Raw genomic sequence first — 14,108 nt, 5'->3', positions numbered from 1 at the left:
ACAAGAGAAAAGGACTACAAAACATTCCCTGTGTGGGAGCGGGCTTGTGTGGGAACTGAGCTTGCTCGCGATGAAGGCACCTCGGTCTTTCCAATGACCGCGTTATCGTTCATCGCGAGCAGGCTTTGCTCCCACAGGCTCGCTCCCACAAGGGAAGCGGCGCTAATTACTTCGCAGACTGAACCGCTGCGCCGAGTTTCTTGGCGGCATCGGCAGGGTCGGCTTTCGGGTCGTTGATGTAGTTGGTCACCACATCGAAGAACGCACCCTGTACGGCCAGCGTGGTCGCCATGTTGTGCGCCATGCTTGGCTGCAGGCCGCCGGACTTGGCGTCTGTCAGGAAGTCCTTGGCAGCGGTCTGGGCACAGGAATCGAAACCGTACTTGGCCATGTCGCCGAGCATGTCGTTACGAACCGGGATCGAGCCTTTGTTGATGCTGAAGACTTTCTGGAAGTTCTCGCCCAACACGACTTTGGCGATGTCCTGCTGGCCAGCCGCAGTGCCCTTGTCCTTCTGCTTGAACACCGCCAGGGAGTCGATGTTGTAGGTGAAGGCCTTGTCGGTGCCCGGGAAGGCCACGCACTCGTAGTCCTTGCCGGCGACTTTCTTCGCCGCGGTCCACTCGCTCTTGGCCCAGTCACCCATGATCTGCATGCCGGCCTTGCCGTTGATGACCTTGGCCGCTTCAAGGTTCCAGTCCTGGCCCTTGCCGTCGGCGTCCATGTAGGTCGCGACTTTCTTCAGTTCGGTCAGCGCCTTGACCATTTCCGGCCCCGTCAGCGCCTTGCTGTCCAGGTCGACCAGGGCTTTCTTGTAGCCATCAGCGCCCATGACCGAGAGCACCACGGCTTCGAATACGGTGCTGTCCTGCCAAGGCTGGCCACCGTGGGCGAGCGCAATAAAGCCCGCTGCCTTGAGCTTGTCGCCGGCCGCGTAGAATTCTTCGAGGGTGGTCGGGTTCTTGGTGATGCCGGCTTTCTTGAAGACTTCCGGGTTGATCCACAGCCAGTTGACGCGGTGGATGTTCACCGGCACGGCGACGTAGTCACCTTCGTACTTCACGGTATCGGAGACTTTCTTGTCGAGCAGGCTGTCCCACTTCTCGGCTTTGGCAACATCTTTGAGGATGTCGGTGTCGAGCAGCCCGGTGGACGCCCATTCCTGGATGTCCGGACCCTTGATCTGGGCGACGCCCGGTGGGTTGCCGGCCACGGCACGGCTCTTGAGCACGGTCATGGCAGTGGAACCGCCACCACCGGCGACAGCGCCGTCCTTCCAGGTAAAGCCGTCTTTTTCTACCTGGGCCTTGAGCACATCGACCGCGGCTTTTTCGCCACCCGACGTCCACCAGTGGACGACTTCCACGGAACCTTTGGATTCGGCGGCAAGGGTAGTGACAGGGAATGCTGCGACGGGAAGCAAGGAAGCAAGAGAAATGACAGTAGCGAGGCGAGAAATCGCATTCATCTAGAATTACCTTTCTTGTTGTTATGCATGCAAGTCTGGTGCTTGCGCTGCATGGATTCTAATCAGAGGGAATCCCTTCGCAGGTAACGAAGGGACGTGCAAATGTCACGACATGGTTACACAGGCGAAGGACTGGATAACCGCGCCAGGGCTGACGCCATGCTTGGTGCCAAGGGCAGGCGCGGAATCAGGACCGCCTGCCAGGCGTGATACAGGTCCGGCTTGCCCGGCCAGATATCGGCGCTGGGGCAATTTTGCGGATCGAGTTCGTGATGCCAACTGCCGTTGCAGCGGTCGATGAAATGTTTGTCACAGAACTCCCAGAAGCGCCGGTACCAGGCTTCGTACTTCGCCTCGTCGGTGCGCTTGAGCAAGGCGCTGGCAGCGGCCGCCGCTTCGGCGTGAACCCAGTGCAGGCGATGGCGAACCACGGCGCGGTTGTCCCAATCCAGGGTGTAGACAATGCCCGGCGCACCATCGACGTCCCAGCCGTGACGACAGTTATGGTCGAAGAGCTTTTGCGCATCCTGGGCCAGCCAGCCCGGGGTCAGCATGCCGATCTGGACGCGCGCCGCTTCAAGGTGCAGCAGCAGTCGCGCCCATTCGAAACCGTGGCCTGGGGTGGTGCCGTAGGGACGAAAACCATCGGCAGGGTTGTCCTGGTTGTATTCGCGCAGCGGCTGCCAGTGGCGATCGAAATGCTCCACCACCAGGTAGTCGTTGGCGGCGGCATGGGTGTGGATCACCCGTTCGACGATGTGCAGGGCGCGAGCCAGCCAGCGTGGGTCGTCGGTGGCATCGGCCAGGGCGAGGAAGGCTTCGGTGGCGTGCATGTTGCTGTTGGCGCCACGATAGGCCTCTTCCTCGCTCCAGTCGCGGTTGAAGGATTCGCGCAGTGCCCCCTCTTCCTCGCTCCAGAAATGCTCATCGATGATCCGCACCGCTTCGTCCAGCAACGCCTGGGCGCCGGGACGCTGGGCCACCACCGCGGAACTGGCCGCCAGGGCAACGAAGGCATGCAGGTAGGCCGCCTTGCCCGCGCCGTCTTCATCAGGCCGCGTCGTGGCAAACCAGCCACCGTGCTCGGCGTCGCGCAAGGAGCCGCTCAGCGCCTGGACGCCGTGGTCCACCAGCTCGGCAAACCCCGGCAGGCCCTGGATGTGGGCCATGGCGAAGCTGTGGGTCATGCGCGCAGTGTTCATGGTCTCGGCCCGGGCATCGGCCGGCAGGTGGCCGCGCTCGTCCAGGTTGCCGAAGCCGTCCGCCAGCTTCGACGCCTTGGCGAACGCCAGCAGCCGCAAGCCTTCGTCGGCAAGCCATTGCTGGTGGGCAGGGGCGTTCAGCCAACTGCTGAAGGCCGGTTGGAAGGTGTCCATTGGGTGGTACCTTTTTTGTTGTTTTGACGCAGGGAGTCTAAACAAGGGATGGCGAGGGGCAGGTAACGAAAGGGGCGAGTTATGTCACCAAGCTGTGACATTTACTTTGATGATCGTTCCCACGCTCTGCGTGGGAATGCATCAACGGACGCTCCGCGTTCGGCTTTAGATGGGACGCAGAGCGTCCCGGGCTGCATTCCCACGCAGAGCGTGGGAACGATCAGTCAACACGGCTGGCTACTCCACACTGCGGGGCAACTGCAACGTCACCCGCAATCCGCCCTCGCGAAGGTTCTGCAGGCTCACTTCCCCGCCATGGCTGTGGGCGATGTTGCGGGCGATGCCCAGGCCCAGGCCATAGCCTTGCTGCTGCCCGGCGAGGCGGAAGTGCGGTTCGAAGACCTGCTCCAGGCGCTGTTCCGGCACGCCGGGGCCTTCGTCGTCGACGTGCAGGATGAAGGCAGTTTCATCGTCATCGATGTGCAGGTGGGCGTTCTGGCCGTATTTCAAGGCGTTGTCGATCAGGTTGCCGATGCAGCGCTTGAGGGCCAGCGGCTTGCCGGGATATGGCGCCAGCGCCCGGCCATCCTGGGTCACCCGGCCGTTGCCGTTGGGCGCCAGGTAAGGTTCGACCAGGCAATCGAGCACATGGTTGAGGTCCACCGGCTCGATGTTTTCGTGGATGTCGGTGTCCTTGACGCATTGCAGCGCGCCTTTGACCAGCAGTTCCAGCTCATCCAGGTCACGACCGAACTTGGCCTGCAGGTTCTCGTCTTCCAGCAGCTCGACTCGCAGCCGCAATCGGGTGATCGGTGTGCGCAAGTCGTGGGAGATCGCGCTGAACAATTGACTGCGCTCCGTCAGGTAACGGCTGATGCGTTCGCGCATGGCATTGAACGCACGCCCCACCTCCACCACTTCGCTACCACCGCCCTCGGCCACCGGCTCCACTTCGGCGCCCAGGGACATGTCCCGCGCGGCCCGGGCCAAACGCTTGAGCGGTCGGCTCTGCCAGTGCACCAGCAAACCGATGAACAGCAACAACAAGCTGCTGGTGAGCACGATGAAACCGACCTGTTGCTTGGGCAGGTCCTGCTCTTCGAGGCTGGTGTAGGGTTCGGGCAGCAGCGAGGCGATGTACAGCCACTCCCCCGGCGCCATCTGGATCTGCGTGACCAGCACCGGCGGGTTCACCGGTTCCAGGGTCAAGGCGTAGTGAGCCCACGAACGGGGCAGCTCATCGAGCTTGAGCCCGGCATTGAAGATCCGCAGGTCGTCGGGGCTGACAAAATTCACCGAGATGTCGGCGCTATTGCCCAGGGACCGGCGCAGCACGTCGTCCACTGCCTTGAGCACCGCCAGTTTGCGCGGCGTGATCGGCAGCACATCCATACCCAGGGGCTTATCGTTGAGCGTCACGACAAACCGCGTGCCGCCCATGCTGCGCAACTGGTCCAGCACCAATGGCCGATACGCCACTGGCAGCGAACGCAAATAACTGACGCTGGCGGTCATCGAATGAGCCAGGCTGCGGGCACTGGTGACCAGACCTTCGAGCTGGGTGGCGCGCAGTTGCGAGACCCAGATCAGGCTGGACAGGGTCTGGGCGAACAGCACCACCAGCAAGGTCAGCAACAGCATCCGCCCCAGCAACGAGCGCGGTACCGGTACCCGTCGGGCGACTTTTTTGATCCAGTCAATGACCATTGCTGGCAACCACACTGGCCGCCAGCTGATAACCGCTGCCACGCACCGTGCGAATCAGCCGTGGCGGCTTGTCGGTATCACGCAGGCGCTGGCGCAGGCGACTGACTGCCATGTCGACGATTCGGTCCAGGGGCATCAGCTCACGACCACGGGTCGCATTGCCGATGGTGTCGCGATCGAGGATTTCCTGGGGATGATCGAGAAACAACTTGAGCAGGGCGAAATCGGCACCGGAGAGAATCACTTCTTCACCGTCGGTGTGAAACAACCGATGACTGACCATGTCCAGCCGCCATTCATCGAAGGCCAGCACTTCACCGCCGGAGCGTTCCTGGCCGAATTGCGCCCGACGCAGCAGCGCCTTGATGCGCGCCTGCAATTCCCGTGGGCTGAAAGGCTTGCCCAAGTAATCATCGGCGCCCAGTTCAAGACCAATGACCCGGTCGGCCTCGTCGGAACTGGCGGTGAGCATGATGATCGGCACATGGGCCTGGCGTGGGTGCTGGCGAACCCAGCGGCAAAGGCTGAAGCCGTCTTCATCGGGCAGCATCACATCAAGGATCACCAGGTCGCTCGGTGCATCGTTCAGCGCCTGGCGAAACCCGGCACCGTCGGGTGTGGTCCGCACCTGGAACCCCGCACGGCTGAGGTAGGTGTCCAGCAGTTCGCGAATCTCCTGGTCGTCGTCGACCAACAAAATCGATTTGTTCACTGAACTCACGGGCCTCGTCCTTGTTGTTTGGATGGGGGCGATTATGCCTGATGGACATCGAGTTTTTTATCGCCTGTTCGGACCTTATCGCGAGCAAGCTTTGCTCCCACAGTGCTCCCCGCAAGATCAAGCACATCTTGTGGGAGCAAGGCTTGCCCGCGATGCAAGCGACGCGGTCTTAACTTTGCTCCAACGCCACACCCGCGCCCATCAGGCCCGAGTACGGCGCGGTCACCAGCCAGACCGGAATGCCCTTGAAGTAATCGCTCATGCAGCCCTTGTCGGCGAAGCAACGGGCGAAACCACTTTCGAGGAAGAAATCGGCAAACCGCGGGACCACGCCCCCGACGATATAGACACCGCCACGCCCGCCCAGCGTCAACACATTGTTGCCGGCCACGCGCCCCAGCCAGCGGCAGAACTGCTCGAGCACTTCCAGGGCAATCGGGTCGCCAGCCAGGCCAGCGGCAGTGATGGATTCGGGGGTGTCGAGCACCGGCACATGGCCGTCCACTGCGCAAATGGCCCGGTACACCCGAGGCAAGCCGCTGCCACTCAGGGCGGTTTCGGCGCTGACGTGGCCGATTTCGTTGTAGATGTGCTGCCACAGCTGGGTTTCCCGCGGGCTGCTCATGGGCAGGTCGACATGGCCGCCCTCCCCCGGCAACGCCGCGAAACGACCCTCGCCCAGGTCCAGCAGCGTACCGACGCCCAGCCCGGTGCCCGGGCCGATCACCACTGCCGGGCGCAACGGCTCCGGGGTGCCTTCGCACACGACCCGGTACTCATCGGGACGCAAGCAAGTCATGCCCAGGGCCATGGCCGAGAAGTCGTTGACCAGCAACAGCTTCTCCACCTGCAAGGTCTGGCAGAACGCCAGGTTGCTCAGGCGCCAGTGATTGTTGGTAAAGCGAAACTCATCGCCGCTCACGGGACCGGCCACCGACAGGCACACCGAACCGATGGCGCCCGGCTTCAGGCCCAGGCCACTGAGGTACACCTGAATGGCATCTTCCGGGCAGGCATAATCCGCCGTTGCCAGCACCTGGATGTTTTCCAGGGTGTGGTTTTTCCACAGCGCAAAGCGTGCGTTGGTCCCACCGATGTCACCGACCAAAGCCAGTTTCAATTAAGCGTCTCCAGGGCAGAGGTGAAGGCGCTGGCGCCCTGCTCCGCCGAGCTGAAGGCCATGCGCATGAAACCGAACAGCTCGCGACCAGTGCCGATGTTGTTGCCCAACAGGCCCTTGGCCGGCGTGCGCGCGGCGAATTCCTCGGCGTCCACCTTCAATTCCAAGGTGCCTTTGACGCCATCGACACGGATGATATCGCCCTCCTGCACCCGGGCCAACGCACCACCGACATAAGCTTCGGGGCTGACATGAATGGCCGCCGGGATTTTCCCCGATGCGCCAGACATGCGCCCGTCGGTCACCAGCGCCACTTTGAAGCCACGGTCCTGCAATACGCCGAGGAACGGCGTCATCTTGTGCAGCTCCGGCATGCCGTTGGAGCGCGGGCCCTGGAAACGCATCACCGCGACGAAGTCTTTCTCCAGCAGGCCGGCCTTGAACGCGTCGGCCAGGTCCTGTTGATCCTGGAACACCATCGCAGGCGCTTCGACAACCTGGTTTTCCAAGGCCACGGCGGAGACCTTCATCACGCCACGGCCCAAGTTGCCTTCCATCACCCGCAGGCCGCCTTCAGACGAGAACGCGCGAGCCACCGGGCGCAGGATGTTTTCGTCGAGGCTTTCGATCGGGCCGTCGCGCCACACCAGCTCGCCGTCCTCGAGGAACGGTTCCTGGGTGTAGCGGCTCAGGCCGTGACCGAGCACGGTGTTGACGTTTTCGTGGAGCAAACCGGCTTCCAGCAATTCACGGATCAGGAACGACATCCCGCCCGCCGCCTGGAAGTGGTTGATGTCGGCCTTGCCGTTCGGATAGACGTGACTCAGGGTTGGCACCACCTCGGAGAGGTCGGCCATGTCCTGCCAGGTCAGCTGGATGCCCGCCGCCATGGCGATGGCCGGCATGTGCAGGGTGTGGTTGGTAGAGCCGCCAGTGGCGTGCAGCGCAACGATGGAGTTGACCAGCGAGCGTTCGTCGACGATTTCGCCGATGGGCATGAAGTTGCCGCTTTGCTTGGTCATGCGCGTGACCTGGAACGCCGCTTCACGGGTCAGGGCATCGCGCAATGGCGTGTTCGGATTGACGAACGAGGCGCCCGGCAAGTGCAGGCCCATCACCTCCATCAACAACTGGTTGGTGTTGGCGGTGCCGTAGAAGGTGCAGGTGCCGGGGCTGTGGTAGGACTTCATCTCCGATTCCAGCAGCTCTTCGCGGGTGGCCTTGCCTTCGGCGTAGCGCTGGCGGACGTCGGCTTTTTCCTTGTTGGAAATGCCCGAGACCATCGGCCCGCCTGGCACGAAGATCGTCGGCAAGTGACCGAAGCGCAGCGCGCCCATCATCAGGCCCGGGACGATCTTGTCGCAGATGCCGAGCATCAGTGCGCCGTCAAACATGTTGTGGGACAGCGCCACCGCCGTTGAGAGGGCGATCACTTCGCGGCTCGGCAGGCTCAGTTCCATCCCCGCCTCGCCCTGGGTCACGCCATCGCACATCGCTGGCGTGCCACCGGCGAACTGGCCGACCGAGCCGATTTCGCGCAGGGCTTTCTTGATCTGTTCCGGGAAGGTTTCGTAGGGCTGGTGGGCCGAGAGCATGTCGTTATAGGACGACACGATGGCGATGTTGGCGGCGTTCATCATCCGTAGGTGATGCTTGTCTTCGGTGCCGCAACCAGCCACGCCGTGAGCGAAGTTGGCGCACTGCAGCTTGCCGCGCATCGGACCGTCGCTGGCAGCACCATGGATCAATGCAAGGTAAGCCTGACGCGTGGCGCGGCTGCGGGCGATAAGCCGTTCGGTGACCTCAAGAACGCGGGGATGCATGTGTAGAACTCCAGGCTAACGGGTGTGGCGACCTGATTGTCTATGCTGATCAAAAGCCCGCTGCACGCTGTGTAAAAGGCGAGGCGACAGACGATTTTTGACCATTCGGACCAGTTGATTCAGGTCACTCGTTGTAGATAAAACAAAATATTGCCACTAAAAAGGCTTGTTTTCTATTTTTATGCGAATAATCTTGTAATTCCAACAACAAATCGACGGCGGCGCAGTTAATGACTCTTAGAATCGCAATCAATGGTTTTGGCCGCATCGGCCGCAACGTCCTCCGTGCACTGTATACCCAAGGCTATCGTCGCGACCTGCAGATCGTCGCCATCAACGACCTGGGTGACAGTGCAATCAATGCTCATCTGCTCAAGTTCGACACCGTCCACGGCACGTTCGATGCCGACGTGCAGCACGATCACGAAAGCCTGACGGTCAATGGCGACCGCATCTCGGTCAGCGCCATCCGCAACCCGGCCGAACTGCCTTGGGCGGCTGAAAAAATCGACGTCGTGTTCGAATGCACCGGCCTGTTCACCGATCGCTCCAAGGCAGCCGCGCATATCAGCGCCGGCGCCCGCAAGGTGATCATCTCGGCCCCGGCCAAGGGCGCCGATGCCACCGTCGTGTACGGTGTGAACCACGATATCCTGCGCCAGTCCCACCAGATCATCTCCAACGCTTCGTGCACCACCAACTGCCTGGCCCCAGTGGCCCAGGTACTGCACCGCGAGCTGGGCATCGAAAGCGGCCTGATGACCACCATCCATGCCTACACCAACGACCAGAACCTGACCGACGTCTACCACAGCGACCCGTACCGCGCCCGTTCGGCGACCCAGAACATGATCCCGAGCAAGACCGGCGCCGCCGAGGCGGTGGGCCTGGTGCTGCCGGAACTGGCGGGCAAGCTGACCGGCATGGCGGTGCGTGTACCGGTGATCAACGTGTCCCTGGTCGACCTGACCGTACAGCTCAAGCGCGAAGCGTCGGCCGAAGAAGTCAACGAACTGCTGCGCCATGCCAGCCAGCATTCGAAGATCCTCGGCTACAACACCCTGCCGCTGGTCTCCAGTGACTTCAACCACAACCCGCTGTCGTCGATCTTCGACGCCAACCACACCAAGGCCAGCGGCAAGCTGCTCAAGGTACTGGCCTGGTATGACAACGAATGGGGCTTCTCCAACCGCATGCTGGATAACTGCCTGGCGTTGTGTAACGCCGAGTAACTCATTGCTGGCCAATGTGGAGCGGGCCTGTAAGAGCAAACCCTGGGAGCAGGCCTGTGGGAGCAAAGCTTGCTCGCGATGACACCGTCACATGCAGCATCTGTGCTGGCTTTGAAATCGCTATCGCGAGCAAGCTTTGCTCCCACAGGTTTGCGCTCCACACAGGGTTTCGGCGTGATGAAATGAAGACTTGACCTGCCCAGCAGATGATAAGCATTATCATCTACTCGAACCAGATCGGGCCCTACCGTGAGTCAATCGCGCTTTCATCACGTCTTCCTCGCCCAGCGCACGCCGCTGCTGCGCACCCTCGAGCGCATGGTCAGCAACCCCAGTACCGCCGAAGACCTGCTCCAGGAAACCTACCTGCGCGTCACCCGCGCACTGGGCGAACGCACGGTCGAGCACCTCGAACCCTTTGTTTTCCAGACCGCCCGCAACCTGGCGCTGGACCATCTGCGTGCCCGACGCATCCAGTCGCGAACCTTGCTGGATGACGTACCGCCGGAGGTCGTCCACAACGTCGTCGCCCCCCAGAGCAGCGCCGAGGACGCCGCCCATGCCCAACAACTGCTCGAGCGCCTGAACGTCAGCCTCCAGGCCCTGAGTTCGCGACAGCAGCAGATCTTCATTCTCAGCCGCCTGCATGGCCACAGTTACCAGCAAATCGCCGAACGCCTGGGCGTGTCCCTGAGCACCGTGCAAAAGGAACTGAAATTGATCATGGCGATCTGTGTGGGTGTGGCTGAACGTAGCCACGGCGAGCAGTGACCCGCTCCACGCTTCAGGCCATAAGCTGCGCACACGCTTGCCACTTGCTGCGTACAGCTTGTAGCTTGAGCCCGTGCCGCTAAATACCGAGAACCGACTGTGACGGACAATCACCGCTCTGCCGAGCACACTGCGACGCAGCAAACCGCCCATGCCATGGAACAGGCGCTGGACTGGCTGATCCTGCTGGACAACCCCAGCGAGGAACAGACGCGGCAGTTCCACGCCTGGCTGGCGGCCGATCCACGCCATGGCGAGGCGTTCGCCCGGGCCCAGGCGATCTGGAACGGCCCGCAGGTGATGGAAAGTGCCCGCCAACTTGAAGCCACGCCCAAGGTCACCGCGCTGTCGCGCCTGCGCGCCCACTGGAAGCCCCTGGCCACTGCCGCAGTGCTGTTTCTCGGCCTGTTCAACTTCAGCGACCTGCCCCTGCGCTTGCAGGCCGACCACCTGACCGTGGTCGGTGAGCGCCAGCGCTTGCAGTTGGAGGACGGCTCCAAGGTCCTGCTCAACACCGATTCGGCCTTCTCCAGCACGTTCAACGAGCAGCGGCAGGTGGCGCGTCTGTACAAGGGCGAGGCGTTTTTCGAAGTCCCGGGCAACCGTAGCCTGCCGCTGGAAATCGATGCCGGCCCGGTCATGGCCAGCGTCAGCGACACCACGTTCGCCGTGCGTTACCTCGACGGCGTGGCCCAGGTCCAGGTGCAGCGCGGCGACGTGGACCTGCGGGCCACCCGCAACGACACCCATGTGCGGCTGTCAGCCGGCGAAAGCATCCGCATCGGCCCCAACGGCTTCGACCGTCCGGCCCGGCTCGATGCCAACACCGACCTGGCCTGGGTCCAGGGTCGGCTGGTGTTCGAAAACCGGCCATTAAACCAGGTACTGGCCGAGCTGCGACGCTATTACCCTGGCTGGATCATCAACGGTAACGAACAATTGGCCAACGTTGCTGTGACTGGCAATTACCGCCTCGACCAGCCGCTGGAGGTGGTCCGTTCGCTGGCCCATATCACCTCGGCTCGGCTCCAGGAGTTCCCGGCGCTGGTGATCCTGAACTAAATGAGAATTATTTTTACTCGATAGGCTCCGTTGATTCGTCTCGTTATAGCCAATGCAATTGATTCGCATCCAACGATGTGAATCTGCACCTATAACAGATGCGACACGGAGCGCTATCGATGTCCTCTCGTCTTACTTGCCGGTTCCTTGCCCCCTCTTGCACGCTGTCACTGCTCACCGCCGCCCTGCTGATGGCCGGCGCCGCGCCGCTCGCCCTGGCCGCCACCACCGTGCAACCCGCTGCACGCAACATGGGCGACTACAGCTTTGCCATCGCCCGGCAGCCACTGGTCTCGGCCCTGAATGCATTCACTGCGGTCACCGGCTGGCAAGTCGGCATGCCGGCGGAACTGGCTGCAGGCGTAGCCTCGCCTGGGGTGAACGGCTCGCTGCCACCTGAAAAAGCCCTGGAGCGCCTGTTGGTGGGGACCAACCTGAGCTACCGCAAGCTGGGCGACAACAGCATCGTCCTGGAAAAACGCAGTGCCGGCAGCGCGCTGGAGTTGCAACAGGTGACCATCAGCGCCACCCGCCAGGAACAGGACATCACCAGCGTGCCGAGCACGGTCACCGTCCACGACCGCCAGGAACTGGACCGCAACAACGTCAATACCCTCAAGGACCTGGTGCGCTATGAGCCGGGCGTATCGGTGGGCGGCGCGGGCCAGCGCGGCGGTATCAGCGGCTACAATATCCGCGGCATCGACGGCAACCGGATCCTGACCCAGGTCGACGGCGTGGAGATCCCCGGCGGCTTCTTCAACGGCCCCTACGCCAAGACCCAGCGCAACTACGTCGACCCGGAAATCATCAAGCGCGTGGAAATCCTGCGCGGCCCGGCCTCGGTGCTGTACGGCAGCAATGCCATTGGTGGTGCCGTCAGCTATTTCACTCTCGATCCAGATGACATCATCAAGCCGGGCCAAGACGTTGGCGCCCGCCTGAAGACCGGCTACAGCTCCGCCGACGAAAGCTGGCTCAAGTCCGCCACCGTCGCTGGCCGCAGCGGGCAGTTCGACGGCCTGTTGCACTACAGCCAACGCGACGGTCATGAAACCGAATCCTACGGCAGCCACAACGGCACGGGCCTGGACCGCACCGCCGCCAACCCCGAAGACGTGCGCGCCAACAACGTGCTGGCCAAGCTCGGCTGGAACTACAGCGATGAATCACGCCTTGGCCTGGTCTACGAGAAATACAAGGACGACCGCGACAGCGACCTGAAAAGCGCCTACGGCGGCCCCTACGCCAACGGTCAACCGGCCATCCCCGCCTCTGTGCTGCCCGGCGGCATGTACCAGTGGCGCACCGGCAACGACACCATCACCCGCGAGCGTTTCGGCCTGGAGCACAGCTTCGCCCTCGACAGCCTGCTGGCCGATCACATGAAGTGGAGCCTGAATCACCAGGTCGCCAAGACCGACCAGAGCACCGCCGAATTCTACTTCCCCATCACCCGCCGGGTCCTGCGCACCCGGGAGACCCTCTATGAAGAGAAACAGTGGGTCTTCGACGCGCAACTGGACAAGGCCTTCAGCGTCGCCGACACCGATCACGCGCTGACTTACGGCACCACCCTCAAGCAGCAGAAAGTCACCGGCTCGCGCAGCGGCAATGGCGTGTGCCTGGCGGTCGGCGTCGGTTGCTCCGCGGTAGGCGCCATCAGCACCCGGGACGTGCTGGCAAAAGCCAGCGATTTCCCGGACCCGACCATCAACACCTACAGCCTGTTCGCCCAGGACCAGATCAGTTGGGACAAATGGACCTTCACACCTGGCCTGCGCTACGACTACACCCGGCTCAAGCCGCACCTGACCGAGGAATTCCTCAACACCGTGGACCCCAGCGGCGGCGGTGACGTCAGCGGCAAGAACAAGACCTGGCACCGCGTCTCACCGAAGTTCGGCGTGACCTACGCCCTGAGCGATGAGTACACCTGGTACGGCCAGTACGCCGAAGGCTTTCGCACCCCGACCGCCAAGGCCCTGTACGGTCGTTTCGACAACCCCGGCGCCGGCTATAGCGTAGAACCCAACCCCGATCTGGAACCGGAAAAAAGCAAGAGCTACGAGACCGGCCTGCGCGGCCGTTTCGATTCCGGCTCGTTCGACGTGGCGGTGTTCTACAACAAGTACCGCGACTTCATCAACGAAGATGCCATCACCCCCGGCGCCGACCAGTTGACCTTCCAGAGCAACAACATCCAGCACGCCACCATCAAGGGCGCCGAGGCCAGGGGACGCCTGGAACTGGACGTGTTTGGCGCACCGAAGGGCTTGTACACCCAAGGCTCGGTGGCCTACGCGTACGGTCGCAACAACGACACCGGCGAGCCGCTCAACAGCGTCAACCCGCTGACCGGCGTGTTCGGCCTGGGCTACGACCAGGACCGCTACGGCACGTTGCTCAGTTGGACCTTGGTCAAGAAAAAGGACCGCGTCGACGACAGCAACTTCAACTCGCCCGATGGCGTGAGCAGCCAGTTCAAGACACCGGGCTTCGGCATCCTCGACCTGAGCGGTTTCTACAAGGTGACCGACGACGTAACCGTCAGCGGCGGCCTCTACAACCTCACCGACAAGAAGTACTGGCTGTGGGACGACGTGCGCGGCTACGACAGCGTCGGCGAAGCGGCGGTGCTGAGCCCCGCCAATCTCGATCGCCTGACGGCACCAGGGCGTAACTTCGCGGTGAACCTGATCTGGGATATCTGACTCGATTTGCCAGGCAAAACAAATACCTGTGATGAGGAGAGTCATGTGGGAGCAAGGCTTGCCCGCGATGCAGGCGATGCGGTCTTTCAGAGATCGAGGCGCCTGTTTCGCGAG

Annotated in this window: 10 protein-coding genes; 4 read left to right on the top strand and 6 right to left on the bottom strand. The window is 62.3% G+C overall.

Features of this window, described 5'->3' with window-relative positions:
* Nucleotides 1–166: 166 nt before the first annotated feature.
* From KI235_RS06720 to edd, 6 genes are all read right to left on the bottom strand, one after another.
* Nucleotides 167–1,468, bottom strand: coding sequence for an ABC transporter substrate-binding protein (locus KI235_RS06720; RefSeq protein WP_028236906.1), 1,302 nt, complete (start codon nt 1,466–1,468; stop codon nt 167–169).
* Between the two features lie 116 nt (nt 1,469–1,584).
* Nucleotides 1,585–2,844, bottom strand: coding sequence for an AGE family epimerase/isomerase (locus KI235_RS06715; protein WP_027912042.1), 1,260 nt, complete (start codon nt 2,842–2,844; stop codon nt 1,585–1,587).
* A gap of 237 nt (nt 2,845–3,081) precedes the next feature.
* Entirely contained in the window at nt 3,082–4,551 is a 1,470-nt protein-coding gene (locus KI235_RS06710; RefSeq protein ID WP_003198529.1) for an ATP-binding protein, read from the bottom strand.
* Nucleotides 4,541–5,272 (bottom strand): response regulator transcription factor, encoded by a 732-nt coding sequence (locus KI235_RS06705; RefSeq protein WP_003184616.1) that lies wholly within the window; start codon nt 5,270–5,272, stop codon nt 4,541–4,543. Before KI235_RS06705 ends, KI235_RS06710 begins: the two co-directional genes overlap by 11 nt.
* Nucleotides 5,273–5,441: 169 nt before the next feature.
* Nucleotides 5,442–6,392, bottom strand: a complete 951-nt coding sequence (locus KI235_RS06700; protein WP_003198527.1) for a glucokinase — start codon at nt 6,390–6,392, stop codon at nt 5,442–5,444.
* Nucleotides 6,389–8,215 (bottom strand): phosphogluconate dehydratase, encoded by a 1,827-nt coding sequence (gene edd / locus KI235_RS06695; protein ID WP_003198525.1) that lies wholly within the window; start codon nt 8,213–8,215, stop codon nt 6,389–6,391. The genes KI235_RS06700 and edd overlap by 4 nt, the downstream gene beginning before the upstream one ends.
* Nucleotides 8,216–8,445: 230 nt before the next feature.
* On the opposite strand from edd, the gene gap reads away from it, so the two are divergent.
* From gap to KI235_RS06675, 4 genes are all read left to right on the top strand, one after another.
* A complete protein-coding gene (gene gap, locus KI235_RS06690; protein WP_003198523.1) occupies nt 8,446–9,447 on the top strand; it encodes a type I glyceraldehyde-3-phosphate dehydrogenase in 1,002 nt (333 codons plus the stop codon).
* A 249-nt stretch (nt 9,448–9,696) separates the two neighbouring features.
* Nucleotides 9,697–10,218, top strand: a complete 522-nt coding sequence (locus KI235_RS06685) for a sigma-70 family RNA polymerase sigma factor (protein WP_003198520.1) — start codon at nt 9,697–9,699, stop codon at nt 10,216–10,218.
* A 99-nt stretch (nt 10,219–10,317) separates the two neighbouring features.
* On the top strand, nt 10,318–11,280 hold the full coding sequence (locus KI235_RS06680; protein ID WP_003198517.1) for a FecR domain-containing protein: 963 nt from the start codon (nt 10,318–10,320) through the stop codon (nt 11,278–11,280).
* A 119-nt stretch (nt 11,281–11,399) separates the two neighbouring features.
* Entirely contained in the window at nt 11,400–13,994 is a 2,595-nt protein-coding gene (locus KI235_RS06675; RefSeq protein WP_053161976.1) for a TonB-dependent receptor, read from the top strand.
* The last annotated feature ends 114 nt before the right edge of the window (nt 13,995–14,108 follow it).

Origin of the sequence: Pseudomonas sp. St386 (assembly GCF_018325865.1) — a bacterium.
Lineage (GTDB): Bacteria > Pseudomonadota > Gammaproteobacteria > Pseudomonadales > Pseudomonadaceae > Aquipseudomonas > Aquipseudomonas brassicacearum.
This window is presented reverse-complemented; position numbering and strand designations above follow the sequence as displayed.